The sequence below is a fragment of the Paenibacillus sp. JT31N17 genome (assembly GCF_056269255.1).
In genome coordinates, this window is the sequence record NZ_JBWDNP010000001.1 from 1,556,273 (window position 1) to 1,575,869 (window position 19,597).

The 19,597-nt window shown below is 49.3% G+C and carries 15 protein-coding genes and 1 pseudogene; 2 read left to right on the forward strand and 14 right to left on the reverse strand.

The annotated features are described in order from the left end of the window. Positions 1 to 130: 130 nt before the first annotated feature. The 9 genes from AC0YOB_RS06505 to AC0YOB_RS06545 form a co-directional block, all read right to left on the reverse strand. A complete protein-coding gene (locus tag AC0YOB_RS06505) occupies positions 131 to 493 on the reverse strand; it encodes an S-layer homology domain-containing protein (RefSeq protein WP_475792071.1) in 363 nt (120 codons plus the stop codon). 300 nt (positions 494 to 793) lie between these two features. Further along, the gene (locus AC0YOB_RS06510) at positions 794 to 1,456 is read right to left on the reverse strand and encodes a Type 1 glutamine amidotransferase-like domain-containing protein (protein ID WP_475792072.1); all 663 of its coding nucleotides are present in this window, start codon (positions 1,454 to 1,456) and stop codon (positions 794 to 796) included. A gap of 199 nt (positions 1,457 to 1,655) precedes the next feature. Further along, positions 1,656 to 1,886 carry a dihydrofolate reductase family protein gene (locus AC0YOB_RS06515; protein ID WP_475792073.1) on the reverse strand — a complete coding sequence of 77 codons (231 nt, stop codon included), beginning with the start codon at positions 1,884 to 1,886 and terminating at the stop codon, positions 1,656 to 1,658. After that, positions 1,859 to 2,053, reverse strand: a complete 195-nt coding sequence (locus AC0YOB_RS06520; RefSeq protein ID WP_475792074.1) for a hypothetical protein — start codon at positions 2,051 to 2,053, stop codon at positions 1,859 to 1,861. The genes AC0YOB_RS06515 and AC0YOB_RS06520 overlap by 28 nt, the downstream gene beginning before the upstream one ends. 269 nt (positions 2,054 to 2,322) lie before the next feature. Further along, complete coding sequence (locus AC0YOB_RS06525; RefSeq protein WP_475792075.1) at positions 2,323 to 2,628, reverse strand: hypothetical protein; 306 nt, start codon at positions 2,626 to 2,628, stop codon at positions 2,323 to 2,325. Positions 2,629 to 3,010: 382 nt separating this feature from the next. After that, positions 3,011 to 3,895, reverse strand: coding sequence for an RNA polymerase sigma factor SigJ (gene sigJ / locus AC0YOB_RS06530; RefSeq protein WP_475792076.1), 885 nt, complete (start codon positions 3,893 to 3,895; stop codon positions 3,011 to 3,013). Positions 3,896 to 4,180: 285 nt separating this feature from the next. Further along, the gene (locus AC0YOB_RS06535) at positions 4,181 to 4,819 is read right to left on the reverse strand and encodes an FMN-dependent NADH-azoreductase (protein ID WP_475792077.1); all 639 of its coding nucleotides are present in this window, start codon (positions 4,817 to 4,819) and stop codon (positions 4,181 to 4,183) included. Between the two features lie 238 nt (positions 4,820 to 5,057). Continuing rightward, the gene (locus AC0YOB_RS06540) at positions 5,058 to 5,834 is read right to left on the reverse strand and encodes an arylamine N-acetyltransferase family protein (protein ID WP_475792078.1); all 777 of its coding nucleotides are present in this window, start codon (positions 5,832 to 5,834) and stop codon (positions 5,058 to 5,060) included. A 225-nt stretch (positions 5,835 to 6,059) separates the two neighbouring features. Beyond that, a complete protein-coding gene (locus AC0YOB_RS06545; protein ID WP_475792079.1) occupies positions 6,060 to 6,194 on the reverse strand; it encodes a hypothetical protein in 135 nt (44 codons plus the stop codon). A 649-nt stretch (positions 6,195 to 6,843) separates the two neighbouring features. Here AC0YOB_RS06545 and AC0YOB_RS06550 point away from each other — a divergent pair. Continuing rightward, entirely contained in the window at positions 6,844 to 7,017 is a 174-nt protein-coding gene (locus AC0YOB_RS06550) for a hypothetical protein (RefSeq protein WP_475792080.1), read from the forward strand. A gap of 355 nt (positions 7,018 to 7,372) precedes the next feature. Here AC0YOB_RS06550 and AC0YOB_RS06555 read toward each other — a convergent pair whose 3' ends face one another. The 3 genes from AC0YOB_RS06555 to AC0YOB_RS06565 form a co-directional block, all read right to left on the reverse strand. Continuing rightward, on the reverse strand, positions 7,373 to 8,605 hold the full coding sequence (locus AC0YOB_RS06555) for a serine hydrolase domain-containing protein (protein WP_475792081.1): 1,233 nt from the start codon (positions 8,603 to 8,605) through the stop codon (positions 7,373 to 7,375). A 73-nt stretch (positions 8,606 to 8,678) separates the two neighbouring features. Continuing rightward, complete coding sequence (locus tag AC0YOB_RS06560; RefSeq protein WP_475792082.1) at positions 8,679 to 9,275, reverse strand: TetR/AcrR family transcriptional regulator; 597 nt, start codon at positions 9,273 to 9,275, stop codon at positions 8,679 to 8,681. A gap of 47 nt (positions 9,276 to 9,322) precedes the next feature. After that, positions 9,323 to 10,075 (reverse strand): SDR family NAD(P)-dependent oxidoreductase, encoded by a 753-nt coding sequence (locus tag AC0YOB_RS06565; RefSeq protein WP_475792083.1) that lies wholly within the window; start codon positions 10,073 to 10,075, stop codon positions 9,323 to 9,325. A gap of 308 nt (positions 10,076 to 10,383) precedes the next feature. Here AC0YOB_RS06565 and AC0YOB_RS06570 point away from each other — a divergent pair. Beyond that, positions 10,384 to 10,734: pseudogene (locus tag AC0YOB_RS06570) on the forward strand (transposase); the annotation flags it as partial. A 28-nt stretch (positions 10,735 to 10,762) separates the two neighbouring features. Here the strand turns inward: AC0YOB_RS06570 and AC0YOB_RS06575 are convergent. Both AC0YOB_RS06575 and AC0YOB_RS06580 read right to left on the reverse strand, forming a co-directional pair. Beyond that, positions 10,763 to 11,332 (reverse strand): dihydrofolate reductase family protein, encoded by a 570-nt coding sequence (locus AC0YOB_RS06575; protein WP_475792084.1) that lies wholly within the window; start codon positions 11,330 to 11,332, stop codon positions 10,763 to 10,765. A gap of 615 nt (positions 11,333 to 11,947) precedes the next feature. Next, positions 11,948 to 19,129 (reverse strand): S-layer homology domain-containing protein, encoded by a 7,182-nt coding sequence (locus AC0YOB_RS06580; protein WP_475792085.1) that lies wholly within the window; start codon positions 19,127 to 19,129, stop codon positions 11,948 to 11,950. Between the last annotated feature and the right edge of the window lie 468 nt (positions 19,130 to 19,597).

A 19,597-nucleotide genomic window follows, 5' to 3' on the forward strand; every position in this document is an offset into this window, starting at 1 on the left:
CGCCTTGCCGAAATATAAGACAATCAATTCATCGCCGGGAAAGCTTGCGGCGTTTGAACAAAACGAAAAACCCGCAAAGAACCTTGATTTATCAAGGCTATTTGCGGGCTTTAGACTCCTCTATTTCGACTTAGCTGCGCCAAGCTATAAAGCACGAAAGTATGGCGGACACTTCAACCCGGGATACAGCACTGGTTGGCTCCAGAAGGTTCCCTGGCTTGCCGTTCAGGATACCTGTCTCCACAGCCCAACCCATGGCTTCCCTTGCCCAATCGGAAATTTCACTGCTGTCCGCAAAGCTCCTGCTGTTGCCATTCGCAGCAGGTTGCCCGGCGTACCGGTGCAGGAGAGTGATCAACTGCTCCCGGGTAATGGCAGCTGTCGTAAAGAGACTCGGCGAAGGATTATTGGTTCGGCCGTATCCGCGGTGTTCAAGCGAGAGCACACGATAATGGTGCGCTAATAATGGAGCGACGTGCGGCCAGCCTCCCATTTCTGAATCAAGAACTACCGTGCCGCGTGCAACAGAATCAGAGGCATGCCAACACCCGAATCCTCATAGTACAACAGCAAATCGTCTAGTTGAGCGATTACCAAAGCTATACTAGGTTTTTCCAAATTATCCTGCCCGTTGCTTCAAAAGAAAAAGGAGCAGCTGAACGCTACTCTACGCTATCGTACCCTTTAGCTTAATAAAGTAATCAACATTCACTTTCGACTAAACGCACCTCTAAACCGACCGTAATAAGCACCACTAGGGTTCCACCAATTATATGTTAACAGCGGAGTAATATCAGGGCGAAAACAGTTTCCAATGCCCTTCGGAGACAACTTCGACCGATCCGTCGATCACTTTGATGGCGGTCTGATCATCAATCGCATACGCTGGCCCATGCATCCCGGCGGCCCATCTCTCTGCATCAGCCATGGTGTTTCTCGGCAGCATCTCATGATCCAGATGCGGAAATATTGCAAAGTCAACCAGTCTTAGCGTTTCATCGCCACCGTTGGGTGGAGTCCACCCAACGAAGAAATTCCCGATGTTAGGTGCCATCACCATGCTCCCGGCACTCAGTCCCACATAGACTAAGTTCAGCGACGGCAAGAGGTCTGCCAGTCCGGACTGCCGCATCCAGTAACACAGAAACAAGGGGTCACCGCCATTTACCAGTAGAACGTCAGTCTCCTTGACCATAGGAACCCAAAGCTGTTCATCGATGCTAGGCAACGCGGTGAGCTCCAGAACCCCCATGGACTTCCAGCCCAGCTCACACATCGGTGTGGTGGCTTGACCGCTAAAGAACTGCCATGCGTGACCTGCACCACCGGGTATGGCGTACACCGCAGTGGTAATGCAGAGGGCGCTGGACTCGGCAATCGGTTTGCCCAGCATGTCAACCAGCGCGTCGTGGATGCTTTTGTTATTGATGCCTGCAGATGTGAGCAGAAATTTCATAACTTCACTCCTTTGCTTTGTCTGTCGTTTATTCTTTTAGACTTTTCAAACGGGGGTGAGGACGTCAAACGGGACAGCTTAAGCTGGTACATCTTGAGCTGCAGATAGTAGGCTTTCAATGTATTTGGACTGAACCCCAGGCCCAAAGTTAGGTTTGGTTGTTTAAAATTACAACCGTCTTGTCATGTCTGTCAGCATCTCACGCCATGTTGCCGAAAGACGGTTTTCCCGCAAGCTCGTAGCGCAATTGAACCTTGCCTTTGGAGAACGTTCTGGATTCAAGCAATTGCAGGGCCGTTGGTATCGTTCCATCGCCGAAGAATCGTTTTCCCTTTCCGAGCATTACCGGAAACTGCCAGATGTTCATTCGGTTAATCAGCTCGTGACGCAACAATGTCTGGATCAGGTCGCTGCTGCCGACGACGCGCACCTCCCGTAACGCTCCTTCAACAAAGGCACACTTGTGGTCACATCCGCGTCGAGTAGCTTTGTATTTTTCCAATCGACGCTGGTCAATGTCCGGGATGCGACGTATTTCGGATTCTCGTTCATCAGCTTGGTGAACGGGTTTGTGTCACAGATCCTGCCACCCGCCATAGCCAAAACCACCTTCACGATCTTCTTCGGGCGGCCCGGGAGCTTGAACAACGCCATCCAAGGTCATGAACATATGCACAACAAGATTTCCCATTTTGCTTTTCATCCTTTCAAATTAAATCTGTTTATAAGGGGGAATGTCTACATAATCTACATTCTAAAACATTTCAGTTCGGATTGTTTCTTACAGATTGCTAATCTGCCTGTTACTTCAACAAACGAAAAAGGAGCTGCCGCGCGGCAAGCTCCTCACTAACGTACCCGTTAGGTCAATGCTCAATTGATTCTAAGCTTGGAGACTGCCATCTCTTTTTCTCATATCTAACCCAATATTTTCCTCCAACCTCAATTAAATCACTAATATTCAAGGATGTTGATATGATCGCTTTCCGCCCACTTTCATTCTCCAAGGAAATTGAGTTTGGTGCTTTCTCAACAATTGTTGCATATTCATAGGTAACCGCAGTATTCGAAAACCAAATAAAGGCCACAAATATAAGCAGTGCAGTACAAACTATCATTATTATTTTCCACTTCGTTTTTACTCCAATGTTCTCCACTTCCTCTTTCTTCATTTATATACCATTTACATTCTATACTTAAGAGTATCATCAGCAATAATAAACATATATGCAACAATTCCTGCAAAAATAAGGTGTAAAATAAGTCCCGCGACATAATAAATAATTGTCCTCTTAACGAAACGGCCTTAGTCCGATGAAATTCAGGACCAAGGCCGTGTAATTGATTTTTATACTGTCTACTTGACGGAGAGCAGTTCAATCTCTGGTTGACTGAAAAATATAAAAATTCCGAGACTTGTTGGATCTGTTATGATATATCTTCTTATCACCAATCGCTATAAGAATCCGACGATATTTAAACTCAAACCACGAGCGGTATGACCCCAAGCAGTGAATGCAGTTTACGCCAGTAGTAAGAGTTTCTTGCCGTTACTCATTTCAATAACTGGTATCCGGAGCGAAATAAACCCAGCTTATCTGGGTTCCGGATAATATAAATGTTGTGAATCGTATGTCCTTCGGCATGAATCATCACGACAGATTCGGCTTGCTCTCTTACACGGACCACGACCCCGGTCTGGCCGTTAATCCTGCTTACCTCCAATTGAATGCCACCCTCGTAATGGAGCGACTTGCGGAAAAAACCGAAAAGGAATTTGGAGACGGCCTCGCGGTATTCGATCGGACGAACAGCGGCGAACACTTTCCCTCCCCCGTCTGAGATGAGCGCGACATCGTCCGCAAGCATGGAAACGACCTGGTCTGTGTTATCCTGCTCAAGCGCGGCAACGAATCGGCGGATCCACGCTTCTCTATCGGTCTCGGCATGGACCGGTTCCCCTTCGCCGATTTCCATCTTTCCTTTCGCGCGGCTGAGAAGCTTGCGGCAATTGACCTCGCTTTTACCGATGATCTCGGCTATACCGGCATAATCGAAGCCGAGCGCCTCACGCAAGACGAACACCGCCCGTTCTGCTGGGGACAGTTTTTCCAGCAATACCAGTGTCGCATAAGACAGCAGCTCGTCTTGTACTATAAAATCGAGCGTTTCGTCTTCCGAAGTCGGGATGGGCTCGGGGAGCCATTCTCCGAAATACCGCTCCCGCCGTTTGCAGGCCGATTTGTATAAATCGCGGCAGCGATTGACGACCATTTTACACAAATACGCTTTAGGTTCTTCGGCGAGACCAGAGGGATGTACGTCACACACCTTCAAGAACACGTCCTGCACTACGTCTTCTGCATCAGACCACGTACCTGTCATCTGATAAGCAAGCGTGAGCAACAGCCCCTTGTAATGCTTGTAGAACTCCTCCATCGGTGTACCGCCTCCTTTTCACGTTTTAACCTGTCTTTCATTTCGTCAGCAAGCTTGCCGTGTCCCATGAGCCGCAGAGGATGCTTGATTGCCTGATCTTTGAATAGGTTGCGGATTTCCTTCACGGCGTGAATCCCCGCATAACCGGCGCCAATGACGAAGCAGGTCAATGTTTTTCATAAGAGCCACTCCTTCTGTTTGTTTGCACCCAGAACGAGCAGAGGCTTCTGATGTGACACCTATCTGAGAACGTCATAAAAAATCCCTCGGGGGGGATTATTCGCATCACCAGGCAGCGGCAAGCTTGTATGCTTTCGCTATGGCCGTACGGACGATTTCTTTCGCATTCTCCGGTTTATTTTCATGCCCTTCCACAAACAGAGCTTCTACATCGCTTACCCCAACAATACCCAGAACCATTTTTAAATAAGGATGGCTGTGATCCATCGCCGTAAAAGGCCCTTCGGAGAAAATGCCGCCGCTCGCTTGAATATGAATCGCTTTTTTGCCTTTTAAGTGTCCGACGGGACCGCTTTCTGTGTAATGGAACGTTTTTCCAACGATAACAAAGGAATCGATAAATGCCTTGAGACGTGGCGGGACTCCCCAATTCCACATGGGAGAGACAACCACATATTTATCGGCACGCGTCACCATTTCGGTTACTTCGTTCAGGGCGTGAAGTTTTTGCTGTTCGACGGGACTCAGCTCGGAGAAGTCCATGTTCAACTTTCGAATTTTCCCCCATGCCATTATGACATCGCCGTCGATCGTCTGAAATGATTCTTTATAGATATCGAATTCTTTCACTTCATCGTCCGGGTGAGCTTCCTGATAGGCTTGAAGAAAAGACTGGCCTACTTGAAGTCCGACTGAATGTTCCGGAGACTTGGGATTCGCGGTAATATATAATAATTGTGCCATGTTGTTTCCTCCTATGCTTATCGTACGTTGACGTTAATCGACAAGGTTTAGTTTTTCCAATGAGAAGTAAAGTAATGTGCGGCCGCTTCCTCGATCCCGGTAAGCGCGAGCCGACACTTCATCTCGGTAACAAGGCCGTGCTCTGGACCCGCAGGATCTTGTGTTTCAAGGCCGGCAAGGGCAGTTTCCGTCATTTTTAACGTGAGGAGGGAAGCGGCCATTCCTTCGTTTTACAGTTTTACAGTCCGAAGCGCGAACGGAGCAGCTCCTTATAGCGCAAGCCGTCAATGTGCTCCTTCGTCACGGTTCCGTCCTTCCATTCCGTAAATGAATCTTCCGTTAACGTAACGTTACCACCGGCCGTCAATTTCGTGGCGAGCGGACGTTTGTTGAACTTCGATCCGGGATGCTCCGCAACCATCTTCCGAATGTCTTCGCTTTCCGATAGGTCGGTGATCGGCTTCCCGGAATCAAAGGCGTATCCGATATGCCAATCCGAATCCTTATGCATTATCTTCACTTCGAGTTTGTAATCTCCAAGACTGCCGTCCTCCGGCCGGATCCGAAATGAACCGTTCGCGGAAATGACGGCTTCCCCGGTTAACGGAACGGGCTTCAGCGGCAAATTCGCCCCAAATCCTGTATCGACGAGATAAATCCGTCCTAAGTGGGCTAGAAGAACGGCGATATGACTCCTTCCCCATGACAAATAGTTTTGTGCTTCCCGGTCATAGATGACCCCTCTTGTCAGCATGACGTTAAATCCATTTTCGACAAGGAACAGATATAAGAGCGAATTCAGCTCGTAGCAAAGTCCCCCTTCTTTCTCAAGCAGCAGCTTGTTAATCAAATATGGCTTCGTAATCGGAAATGCCCGGCCGTTCAGCACGCGCATATTTTCAAAGGGAAACGTTCTTGCCGTTTTCTCCAGAATGCGGTCCAGCCCATCGAAATCGAGCACTTCGTCCACCGGCAGTCCGATTCTTTCGCGAAATAACAAATTAATCCCGTTCATACGTTGTCCTCCGATCAATGAATGCGATTTTCGTTCCATACCTTAAGCATAATGAGTACGTAGGAGACGGACCATCGCGAATATCGCGAACTGTACCAATACAGTTTGATGAAGGAGAAGGGTGTACGGCGCATATAATCTATATCCTTCAAGGGTATATACAAGGGTATATAGAAGTAGTTATGCAGCGGCGTCATAAAGACAAAGATGTACTTTTTGGCCCGCTTAAACTGATGCAGCACCCTTGGCTGACCCGTGCCATAACGCATGAATATTTTCATAAAAATGATAAAACACATTCAGACTGAACTTAGCGGTATCATCGGAAGGGTCTTTACGATAAGCGGCATTTTTCTCCATCTCCCGTTTCTTCTGGACATTTTTACGCTACAGCCAACATTATTGCGGCGTATGCCGATTGACCTTGTTATTCTATCTCATCCTCTTCACTCCTTCAGAACCTAATGTAAATTTGAATTTCCGGGAGGCAGCCGCTCTTTCCCGGTTTTTCGTCATCTTAAACGAAATAGGGCTGATGTCTGTGACATTCGTCGTATCATTTCCAAATCGAATTAGGCGGCATCCGGAACACAGACCAGTGGCATTGCGGCAAGGGAACGTCCGCTGGCGCGGCATTGTTGCATATGAGGCGGCTACATCGTTGTATATTCATCAATTCAACAGGAGATGGTGATTAAAGGATATGTCTGATATGGCAAGCAAACTAGTTTGTCATTGTTATTGGCGCTGGGATTTCCGGTTTGATGGCATCTTGTCCGATTATGCGCTGTCTAGAAATGGAATCAATCATTCCAGGTGTTAACTCCATTCTGACAAGAGTGGTCATCCCCCATGACCGGTTGGAACTTTATCAGATATTGCGGGCAGCACTCATCATCGGAGAAGTATTCGGGGTTCATAGCTGGAAAAAATCAATAAAACGGAGGTAGATTCAAGTGAACATTTTAGTGGCGGGAGCAAGCGGGGTCATCGGAGATCGCTCATTCTGATGCTGGTACAAGCGGGACATGAAGTGACCGGATTAATACGCAATCCGGAACATGCTGCAAGAATGAGGGAAGCTGGCGGGCTTGCCGCTACAAACGGCGTCAGTTCCTTCATATATACGGAAGATGCCGCAGCAGCCGCTGGGCTCGCACTGGGCTGGCCGTCGGGAGCGTAAACATTGTGGACAAGTGATCCGGCAGCCGGCACTAAATGGTTGCGCGTCTACTCAGACTGCCTTGATGCTCCGGAGCCAAGGATGGAGCCGGGAAGTGCAAGAGGCGAACGCGGAGCACTGAATGCAAAAGCACTTCAGAACGGTACCATATAGGAATTCAAGTAAAGCTCGTTCTCGAAGGGAAAGATAAGAGAACTTTAATTGAATCATATCCTCTCGATTAAGAACTTTGGAATGCGATTATCCATCTTTGGCTCGCATTTGAAGATTCTGCCTTGTTCTGATTGTGAAAGGCCGTACCTTATTGGTACGGGCCTTTATGTTATGACGTTACTTAATGGCGTATTCATGCGCTTCAGTCGATCACTGCCTGATAGATCATTGTCCAGAAATCATGAGCGATCAGGCTGTTCTTAGGAAGCTGCGCCCCTCTGAGCTGAATCATTAGCGTCGCCATTAGCTCCTCACGCGGATCTGCGATCCAAGTCGATCCCAGAGCCCCCGGCCAGAAAAACGAGCCTTCGCCAGGACCGATTCCGATTTGCCTGGTCCTGACTGAGACGCCATACCCGTATCCTTTGTTCGTCCACATCATCGACCCGTCGTAATCGGTCTCGTCGAAGAAGGGATGCGTATGCTGTTCGGGAGTGAGATGGTCGGTTATCATCGCCTCCACGGATTTGCGTGACAGAATGCGTACCCTGTCCAGCTCCCCATGGCCAAGCAGCATTCGTCCGAAACGCTGGTAATCATCCGCCGTGGAGAGAAGGCCGGCTCCCCCGGATAGGAAGAGAGGAGCTTCCGCCCAACCAGTCGATTCCGGACGGTCCAGTGCGAGGAGGCCTCCCCCCTCCTTCGGAGCGTATGCGACTGACAGCAGGCCTCGTTTTTCCGGCGGCATCGTGAAACTTGTGTCTCTCATCCCAAGGGGCTCAAAAATCCGTTCATGGAAAAACTCATCCAGCGTTTGACCCGTTACCCGGGCAATTAATACGCCAAGAACTTCGTGTGCAATGTGGTAGAGGAAGCGGGTGCCCGGCTGATAGAGTAACGGCAGCTCGGCCAGCCGTTTCATCCAGGAATCAGGATCGAGATGCTCCTTAGCATTCTGAACCCCCAGCGGCTTTACCAATGGAGCGGGGAGCAGCTTCATCACCTCGGACTGCAGCTGGTGATCCCCCCAGCCGATACCGATACGTGAGGTAAGCAAGTCGTGAAGCGTGATAGGGCGGGACGATGGCAAGACGTCGTCCAACCTCCCGTTCGGATCACGCAGAACAACCCGGTTGGAAAGCTCCGGGAGCCATTCATTCACCGGATCATAGAGACGAATCTTTCCTGCTTCGACCAGCATCAATGCGGCTGCAGCCGTGATAGGCTTTGTCATCGACATGATTCGGAAGAGCGTATCCCGTCGAACGGGAATGCGTGTCTCTTTGTCCTGCCAGCCGATCGCATCGGCATAGGCCTCCTCGCCTTTGCGATGAACAATGGCGACCGCCCCGGCAATCTCTCCGCGATCCACATATCCCTGCAAGGCTCCGCTTAGTCGGCGAAGACGTGTTGCGGAAAAGCCCGCTTTTTGCATCGATATCTCTCCTTAGAACAGCAATAGATTTAAGTAAATATAACACTTTAAAGCTTTGTAATTGAAGCAATTGTTATATATTTTGCTTTGATAAACCATAACAAAAAGTATTCACGCTGTTTTCTATAAATTCCTCTTTGGTGTCACTGATAAATTGAGTATTCCATAATGCATTGGAAGAAAAATAACCGTAATACATGGTCAATAACACCATGGCTTGTTTTGAAGCATCAGTAATCACCATTTTGTTCTGATCCTGCATTACAAAAAAGTAATCTGTTAATAATCTTTGCAATTGCTTTGTATTTTCAGCAATAAGGTTGATTAATTCGGGCATAGTCGTTCGTTCTTGAATGGCAATTAAAAAAATCTCCCTATTATTCTCCATTAAGTCAAGATACGATTTTGCAATAAGTTTTAGGTCTTGTTCCAACTCGTGTATGACTTTTTGTTCAAATATTTTTTTTAAACTAGGGGCATATGAATACTTTCTAACGGCTGCTTCGAGCACCCCTTTTTTGGTCTTAAAATGGCGAAATACCGTCATCTCGCTTACTTCCGAGGCGACGGCAATATCCTTTATTGTTACTGATTTGAATCCCTTTGCTTGCATTAATTGAAGAGCAGCATCAAGAATTCGATCAGAAGTACCTGTCTCTTTTTCATGCATAAAAGCGCGCCCCCATTCTTTATAACAATTCTCTTTACACTCTGCTCCTATTCCATATAACTTCCTCCATTTACTGGCGTATACGTACCTGTAGTGAATTGACTGTCATCGCTTGCCAGGAAAGAAATGACCCTTGCCACATCATTGGGTTGAGCCAAACGACGAAGTGGAGTGAAATTGCTTATCGTTTGCTTCATTTCTTCGGACATAAACGCGGTAGCATCTGTTTCAACCACCCCTGGCGCAACCACATTAGAAGTGATCCCATAGGGTCCGAGTTCATTTGCGATATACATAGCGAAAGTATCAAGGCCGCCTTTAGCTGTACCGTGAGCAATCATGTTGGGGGCAATATGCTTGCCTGAGCCAGAGGAGACATAAATAATGCGCCCATATTTTTGTTCGACCATAAATGGAATAACAGCCTGCGTCATGACAAATACTGATTTTAGTTCATCATTTAACTTTTGGGAAAACTCATCCCATACCATTTCAGCAAATGGCTTTGTTACAAAAGACATGTTTGCATTATTCACTAAAATATCAATTCGTCCACCAAAAGCTTCTTTCGTTTTCTTTATAAGCTCAGCAACTTGGTTCTCATCACGAATATCTGCCTGAACAGGTATGGCCTCACCGCCATCTGTTCGAATATTGTCAACCACTGCATGTGCTGCATCATGATTACGAACATAATTCACTACGACTTTTGCTCCGCGTTGTGCTAATAATTTCGATGTTGCACTTCCAATACCGCGCGCTCCTCCAGTTACAATAGCCACTTTTCCTTGCAAATTCATTTTTACCTCTCCTTTGCATGTATGTTATTGATAACTAACATCATTATAATGATTGCTTAAACGTACTGTCAAATTACAAACATAGCCAATAACCAAGATCACTCCATTTTGCTCAGTTTTCCTCAGGCAACGGCGCCATCCGTCGAGGCAATTGTCTTCGTCGGAAATGAGATCATGTTCTTGTCACCATTAAATAAATGATTTTGCGAAGAAACAAAAGAAGGAGCTGCCCCGGCAGCTCCTTCGTCAAATGTCTTTATCAAGCTATCGTACCCGTCGTATTATTCGGTCAGCCAGTTTTTACCTGGTTGAATCAATACCAAGAGCATCTGTCCCACCTTGAAAATAAGATCGATGCTCTCGCTAAAGAAGTTGAGGAATTTAGGATTATCCGGTCAATACCCGGGATCGGCGGCAAAATCGCGGCAACGGTATTGTCCGAAATCGGGGAGATCAACCGGTTTAATCACGCCAAGAAAGTAGTCGCCTTTGCAGGTGTAGACCCTAGTGTCTTTTCGTCAAGGAAGTTTACCGCCACCACCAATCGTATCACGAAACGTGGCTCCAAGCAGCTGAGGCATAGCCTTTATCTTGCGGTTATATGTGGGTTAAAGAATTCCCGGAATAAAAAGCTTCGTGAATGCTACGATATGAGTCGCCGTTGTTGCCTGTATAAACACGGCACGGCTATTTCTCCAACTCATAACGGGCCGCGATAATGCCCGACTTGAGCGTTCGGCTGGACAGCAGCTTGAGCCTGATTTTCTCACCGTCGCCGTGGAATGCCGATTTTCCGCCGCCCAAGATGACCGGACAAATCGTCAGCAGGAATTCGTCGATCAGGCCGAGCTCAAGCAACGTTTTCGCCGCCCCCGGACTGCCGAAGATAACGAGGTTTTTGCCAGGCTGCTCCTTGAGCGCCTTGATTTCCTCTGCGATATTGTCCTTGATCAGCATCGTATTGTTCCATTCCACAATGTCCATCGAGCCGGAAATGACGATCTTCTTAACATCCTGCAGCCATTTGGCATGCTCCATACCGTGCCTCGACGCATTCGGATTGTCCAGCACCGTGGGCCAGTAGCTCTCCATCAACCGATACGTCGTGCGTCCGTATACGGGAGAGCCGACTTCGGCTACGACCTCCTCGGCGTATTTCTCTAATTCCTCGTTGTACGGAATCCAATCTAGTCCTCCGTTCGAATCCGACGCATACCCGTCCAACGACACATGCATGAACAATACGAGTTTTCTCATGTTTGCTTCTCCTCCGATTTCGAATTCAGTTGTTCGATTTTTTGGCAGTAGGCCCGTGTTTCGTCCTGCTCTTACCTTCACTATAAATCATTACGTTACGTAAGGATCAAGCGGAAATCTGAATTTATTTCGAAAACAACAATGTTGCGCAATTCCTGCCCGTTAGCGGAGCGGCAGCTTCAACACATCTTATTGAAAAACCCAGCCCCCTCAAAGGACTGGATCGCCGCGGCCATCACCCCGTATCGTATTATGAGGTCATCAGAACTTACTGGTCGACCTCATTTTTATAGGGTCGTAAGATAGCCATAGCCGGGGATTGAACGTTCGTGCCCGTGGGACTAGCGCCAGTCTATCCGGATCGTTACGAATGATGTCCATCCAAGTCTTCGAAGCTTCTAACCTACATGAACCCGTGATCCTGCGCTTCCTTGGACTTGCTTGCCTCCCGCGGCCAACGCCTTGTCTGCCAGTTCGTTCACATGTTCTCTGCTGTCAGCGGAGAGTGGGATAATTCCTGCGGCGCTGCCCATGCCGGGCGCACCACAAATAGCTAAGCCCCCGGCTCTAGTGACGGGGGCTTGGCTATTATTGTGAACAGTAGAAACTTTACCTTTACTTATTGGCGAAGGCGAGCGCTCTAATCAGGATGACCGTCGCCTCGGCTCTTGTTGCCGTCTTGTCCGGTGCGAATTTGTTGTCTCCGACGCCTTGAATGAGACCGTTCTCCACAGCCGCCGCGACTGCCGCTTTGGCCCATGCCGGAATCTCGGCGTCATCCGCAAATGGGGCTGCCGCGTTTGTCTTACTGGCGATGCCAAGCGCATTCGCAATCATCATCGCCATCTCGGTACGGCTGATTTGCGCGTTCGGCCGGAAGCTGCCGTCCTCGTAGCCTTTCACGAATCCGGCCTGCACCGCCTGTGCGATGCCTTGTCTCGCCCATGCGCCGATTGTACCTGTGTCGGTGAACGCCAAGGTGGCTCCGCCCCCTTGCAGATTCAGCATGCGAGCCATCATGACCGCGAACTCGGCGCGGGTAACCTCGCCGTTCGGCTTGAATGTACCGTCGGTATAGCCGTCGATGATTCCATTCGCAGCCGCCTGCTTAATGCCTGCTTCCGCCCAGTGGCCCACAATGTCGCTGAACGTCACTTCCGCGGTTATCTCAGGCTCGCTATCGGGAATATCATCAACTTTTTTATCTACGGCGAATACCGCGAACTTCGTAAAATGATCGACTTCCGCCGTAATCTGCTCGCCGCTCGTTTCACCTCCTATCTCTACCCACTCCATCTCTTCCTCATCGTAGTAGAAAATTGAGGCGGTTTGGTTCGTGCCGACCAAATCCGGATCGAACGTTAAGGTAATCGTGACCGGGTTCGAGAAATTTTCCGTGAAGTTTTTCAAAATTTCATATACCGGGCTAAGAAGCACATCATCATCGGTTACGAGCTGCGAAGTATTCAACACTCTTTGAACCGTAATCGTCAATTGCTTCTCCGATGCTCCGGCGGGAACCGTGATCGTAACAGCGTTATTCTCGAACCGGGCCGTGCCGCCGACGCCGGCAGGCAACGTAATGCCAGATGGCGTTGCCGATCCTCCGCCCCAACCTCCGTTTCCACTGCCGTTGCCATCGTCCGATTCGGCAGCGCGGTTGACGATAATCGAATACACCTTCTTCGTCTCCCCATCCTCTGCCGTCACAGTAACCGTTACGGTATTGTCTCCTATAACCAGATCGTTGCCACCTTCAATCGCAACATCGGCGGTCTCGTCGACAGCAGTTGCCGCAACTGTGACGGATGTTTTGCTGTACGGCACATTCACCGTATAGCTCGTCTTGTCGGCGCTAAATCCGCCTACTGTGTCGCCGTCCACCGTAAGATCGGTCAAATTGACGTTAAATACCGGCAAGTCTTCATACTCGGCCCTGAGCGAAACTGTGTTCGCCGGCATTGTGAACATGAACGGATTCTCTGTATAGCTGTCATTCGCGAGACCGTCCGCCGTCCATTTGACAAATCGCTGCCCGTCCGGAACGTCGGCCGTTACCGTAACTTGAGCGTCTTCCTTGACTTGCGCGGGACTGTCCACCGCATCTCCGTCTACCGTAATGGCGCCTCCTTCTACCGTCAGATCGGAGACAATCCGATCGGAAATCTTGAAGGTAACGTTGATCGTGTGTGCGGCGTCTACATTTTCAAACGTATACTTGCGCGCCTCGGCAGCTTCGGCGTTCTCCACGCCGTCAATCTCTACCGTGTCCACTTCAAAATTTTCGTTAGGCGTGAAAGTAAATGTCTGACTTTGTCCGCGCTCGACCAAAACATATCCGCTTGGAGAGATGGTTCCACCTGAACCTGCCGATGCAATAATCGTTACGTGGTTATCTTCATCATCGCCGATATCGATCATTCTGGGTACGGGTACATTGTTCGCCGCATCCCACTCCCAATGATTTTCAAAGTCCCATCCCAGATCCTCAAACGTTTCTTGCTGCTTGAAGTCGGCGGCTGCCTTTACCGCAAATACAGAGACGATTTCCGAAGGCAATCCGCTCGTGCTTAGCTTGGCGCCGTCATAGTAGTTGATTTGATCCGCGTCAATGATCGGCCTGCCGCCGGACCAGTCCCCTGCCAATTTGCCAAGGCCGTCCCCATATACCGTATTCGTGACCGTATTGCCACGGAAGGTTTGGAGCAGGCTGCCTGACGAACCGCCCATGTCGCCGACGACAGCTCCGAAATACTCGCCTCCGTCCGGTCCTGTGACCGAACCCGCCACAAAGTTATTACGAATGACGCTGCCCGTTGTCGTATCCTTCGTTGTAAGAGGCGAACCGGAATTGTTCCAGCTGGTACCCCCAATCAAGCCGCCGATTCTCGTTCCGTACACATCTGCGGTTACGGAGGAATTTTGCAAGACGCCCGCATGGAGTAAGCCTACAATCCCGCCCGTATAGCTGTCGCCGCTTACTTTCCCATCCACATAGCTGTTCTCCACCGTGCCGGTGGAAGTTCCTGCAATGGCGCCGGTATTATGGCCTCCGCTAATATCCGCATTCACCAATGCCACATTTACAATTCTTCCGCCTGTGCCCAGGTAGGCAAATAACCCGGTGTTATTGTCGCTGCTCGTAATTTCCAGGTTGCGTATGACATAGCCTTGTCCATTAAATGTGCCCAAGAACGGCGTTGGTGAGCCGCCTCCGCCGATCGCCGAAAAAGTCACGCCCTCCATATCAATATCGGCCGATAATTCGTAGTTTCCGTCAATCGGATAATCCGGTGTGCCGAACCCTTCCGAGAATGCAGTCAATTCGCTTGCCGTTCCGATTTTTACAAGATAAGCGGGTACCGTCACGTCGACCGGCTGACTCTCATGGTAGCCTTCTTTGGCGGCATAGCGTACCTGATACGTGCCGGTGATAAGGTCTGTGATCTCGCTGCCGGTAACAGGCGTATACGCGTCATCCGTCGAAAGCTTGTACTCCATTCCGGCCGCGACGCCCGTGATCTTGCCGTCTGCATTCGCGATCGTCGTCGGAGCCACGCCCGATAAGCCTGTAGGCGCATCCTGGAACTTGAGCGTATCGCGGTTGATTGTGAACGTATCCACTACGCTCATATCGGAAACGCGGTAGGTGCTCACCGTGAAAGAGGTGCCGGTGATGTCGACCTTCGTAATATTAGGCGTGTTCTCCTGATTCTTCACCGCGGCATATGGAAAACTTGCATTCTGAATGGCGTAATGCTTGCTGCCGCTCGAAGAGTTTGCGGTGATGTAGAGTACCTGTCCGGCTTCCGGATTCGTCACGCTCGAAGGTACGCTGCCTTCCGGGATGACCGGGGTTGTGCCGTTCATCATGTAGGTGCGTGTATACACATGATCGTGGCCCATGAATACGACGTCAATTCCCAATTGTGAGAAAACAGGGGCCATATCTTCACGCCGCTGCAAAATATCGCTGTTCAGCGCATGGTTTGCGACACTGTAAATCGAATGGTGGAACGTGACCACCTTCCATTTCACAGCCTGGCCGTGCGCATTCAACGTCTCCTGCAGGAACTGTGAATGTTCTGCCGCACTGAGATTGTTGGAATTAATCGACATGAACAGGGTGTTATTGTAGATATACCAGTAGTCGCCACTGCCGCTGCCGGCGCTGGGGACCCCTCCTAGGGTGGAAACATTCGGCATGTTGAAGTGCTGGGAGAAAGCGTTGCTGGCTACATCGTGGTTACCGAGGTCGACGGCCAACGCCAGAGATTTGAGTACATTGGGGCTAAGTAATCCATTATACTGCGTTTCGGTATCCGCGGTTTCCACCTGATCACCCGCGGTGATTAAGAAACTGGAATGCGGGAAAGCGGCTGCCGATTTGTTGAGCGTGTTGGTCCAGCCGGCCGTGTCGTTTCCGACGTTGCCGCTGCTTCCGATCTGGGGATCACCCGCGAACAGGAAACTGAAATCGCCGGTAAAGCTCTGCGTCTTAAAGCTGTAAATCGGCGACCAGCCGTCGTCAGTGCCGACGCGGTAGACATACTCCGTATTGGCAGCAAGGCCTGTGATGGTCGCTTTGTTGCTCTTGAACCCGGTCACATTGGTGTCGGAAGCCACCGCAGCGAACTCCTGATGCTCTGTCGGGAATTCACCGTCCGTCAGTTCGGAATTCAGCGCGAGCTGCACCTTTCCTTTGGTCGGGGCGTCGCTGTACCAAACCACGTTACGCTGCGTCTGGTCAGCGCCGATGTTCAGGGTAACATTCGTTACACGGTAAAGGTCCATATCCTCGCGGTAGCTGGGGATGGCTGTAAATTCGACATTGCCGTCTTTCACGATCAGTTTGTAGGTATCCGGGTCTGCAAACAACACCGGCACACCGGGTTTAGCGTATCCGCTATATACAACCGGATTATTATCTTTCGCGCCTACCTCGGAATTGGGGACGATTGCCAGAGATGCATCGACTACATCGTACAGGGATGCAAGATTATTATAACCGTGATGAGCTACCTGCACGATGTCGCTGCGCAGGGTATCGGCGCTGTACATTTGCAGCATATCGTTCTGAACTAGGGTATTGACATCTCCCAGCATTAAAAAGCTTTTGCCGTCCATCGTGAGCTTTAATACCGTGCTGGTATCGTTAAAATCAGTAATGGTGGTGACGCCGCTGCTGTTCACGGCATCCTCGTGGGTATGCAGCACATCAAACCCGACTCCCTGGAGACTAAAATGCTGACCGGTGTGCAGCTTCACATACTTGGCGTTGGGAAAGTTTGTGCTGAAGCTTTGCTTCATCAAAAATGTACCGGCGTCATAGCCGCTTCTCATGGTCTGGAAAGACGGTGTATTGAACAATACGCTTTCCACATTCAGATTGTCATGATAGGCGTCAACGAAGGCGTGCGCCATATATACATGATCGCCGTGCGCGTGGGAGAAGAACCAGGCTCTGATGTTGATTTTTGAACCGTATGGCTGTCCTGTAATCTTGTACATGAACTTCATGAGGCCGTACTGCGCAGCTTCGCTGCTCTGATTCTGATGACCGCCGTCAATGACAAACAGGCTGTTGTCCGCCAATTTGACGATCATCAGGGCACCGCAATCACAATGTTTTGATGGATCGACCGGGCCTATGCCATTGGCATAATCAATGCTGTATAGATAGAATTCGGTGCTGCCGCTCCCTATTGCTGCAGAATCCAATTCGGATAAAAGCGTATTGGTGGAATTGTCCTGGATAATGCGGGCCTGATGAGAATTGGCCGTGTAATATAAATAGAAATACTGGCTTCCTTGTTTCAGTGAATCATAGATGTTGCCTTCGGTCTCCGTATGGGTGATCGGTTCAAAGCCGTTTGAAAGAAGACTCTGAACGTATGCATCGAAGGTTTCCGCACTTGTCTCACTGACTACAACCATTTCTGAATCTTCATTTGTTACGGAATACTGATCGTTGGCCAATCCGGGGCCGCTGTTATAAGTTTTGCTAAGGGTACCGTCCGGATAATTGGGCAGGCCTCCGGGCATTGTCGGCGCATTGCTGTTGGTTATCGTCTTGGTGAAAACGGTCTGACCGTCTTTTTGGGCCGTAATGGTCGCTTCAGTCCATAAATTGTCGGGGATGCTGTTCATAGCAACGCTATAAAGCGTGGAGCCGTCAGCGGCAACATATGTGATATCGCCGACTCTCACGCTGCCGCCGGAAGGAAGTGCGGCAAGCTCGGCATTTTCGATGGTGGCGGAATCTTTTGTAAGAGCGGCATTCACGGTCAACCCCTGCGTATCGACCGATCCGTCTGTTTGAACGAAGTAATAAATCGTGTTGAGATCATTGCCTATCGATTCTTTTTCTATGATGCCATCGTAATCCTGGTCTGCAAGAGTGCGTACCTTCTCAAAATACAGAAGTGGATATCCTCCCTCGGGGTTGGAGGTGTACGCATTGGCACCGTCCTCTGTGACAGTGATTTTTGTCAACAGATCGGCAGCAGAGTTGAACGTGGTGCCAGGCGTACCAGCCGGATCCGAGGAACCATATTCTGATCTGCCTGCCATATAAAAGTTTTGAAAAGTCAGGTTCGAAGCGTTTTTAGCGTAGCCGATTTCAGCTGCCAATGGATTGGGAGAGGCGTTATAAGCGTATATAATTTCCAGATTGCTTGTGTTGGCATAGCCAAGAATGCCAAAGTAGTATCCGTTACCTCCGTTCTTCACGGTGCTTCCGCCATCGGCATAAGCGATGACGCTGCCGGTATTGTAGCTATAATCGATACGTCCGCTTTTAATATAGCCGATGATACCGGCTGCGCGTTCGCCCGCAATGTTGTAAATGGTCACATTCCCCTTGTTGGCGCTGTAGGTGATATCGGCGTTGGTTGCAGCGTTGCTGGAAGAAGTCATGCCCACGATTCCGCCGACGTTATTACTGCCGTTCGTCACAGTTATATCGCCGTTATTCACGGAAGTTGTGACAACGCCTTTTGCAAAGGTTGTAACAAAGCCCAATATGCCGCCGACAGAACCATTCGTGCCGGTGCCCAGATCCCCACCAGGATTGGCCGCTTTCGTGGGCGATGTTACGTTGATTGTTCCGTTATTCGTGCAGTTTGCGATGGTACCGCCAGGGTTTCCTTTGTTAAGGATAGAACCCGCGATCCCACCTGCATGAACAATTCCTGTCGCGCCTTGCACGGTGATGTCCACGTTGCTCGTGCAGTTGATAATTCTGCCCCCTGCAATATTTGCGGCAACGCTGCCGACATAACCGCTGTAAATGGTGGCGTTGATCGTACCACCGACCGTCAGATTCACAACGGTACCCGACACATAACCGAACAGACCCACAAGGTAAACACCGTTTTGAGGTCTTGTCTGGTTAATATTGAGGGTGAGGGTATGGCCCGCGCCGTTGAAGCTTCCCGAAAACGGGGCGTCTGCCGTGCCAATGGGTATCCAGTCGGTTTGCCCGGAAAGGTCAATATCATTTGTCAGCACATAATTCTTGTCGGGATTCCCCGCCGCCCAAAGCAAGTCATCAATAGAAGATATCTGATAAACGCCGTGGCTTATGGCCGGTTCAGCCACCCCATTGCTACTGCTGCTCGATGTGGTAAATACAGTTTGGCCGTCTTTTTGAGAGGACTCGTTTTCTACACCCGCCGCAGCTGCGGGCCTCGCGGTCAACGGCAGTGCGCCGAGGAGCAGCGCGATGACAAGGAGCAGGCTGAAAAGCTGTTTGCCCCGCATTGCCCACGAATGTTTTTTCAGAATGGGAAGCATGTTGTTTGTTCCTCCTTAGAATTTAGATTAATCCGGGTGCTTAAATACAATTAAAACAATATAATAAAAAGCCGTGAAACGTCCGTTAATTTTTAGTTAAGAGAGTGTGAATAATTTTGTTTAATTCGCCCATCTTTTCGTTTTAACTCTAATACTCTGTAATTCTTAATATTTTCTTTAATAGCCAACAAGACAAGAATCAGGATTAAACTTTTCGACATTGGAACGTTCATAAAATTCGCCAATAAGAGCCGAGAAAATGCGCGCAAAGATAGGGAAAGGGACGAAGAGGACTATGCATTTTAGATTATCTTTCAAAAACTATTCACTTCATCACTATAATCAAGCGTTACGATATTTGGGGGGCTGGAGATCTTTGGGGGATACTTGTTTTGCTTTATGATGGTCTAATAGAATTAGAGTCTCATCTAAAACAGAAGTTGACCACTCTGATTTCGCTAATCCTTG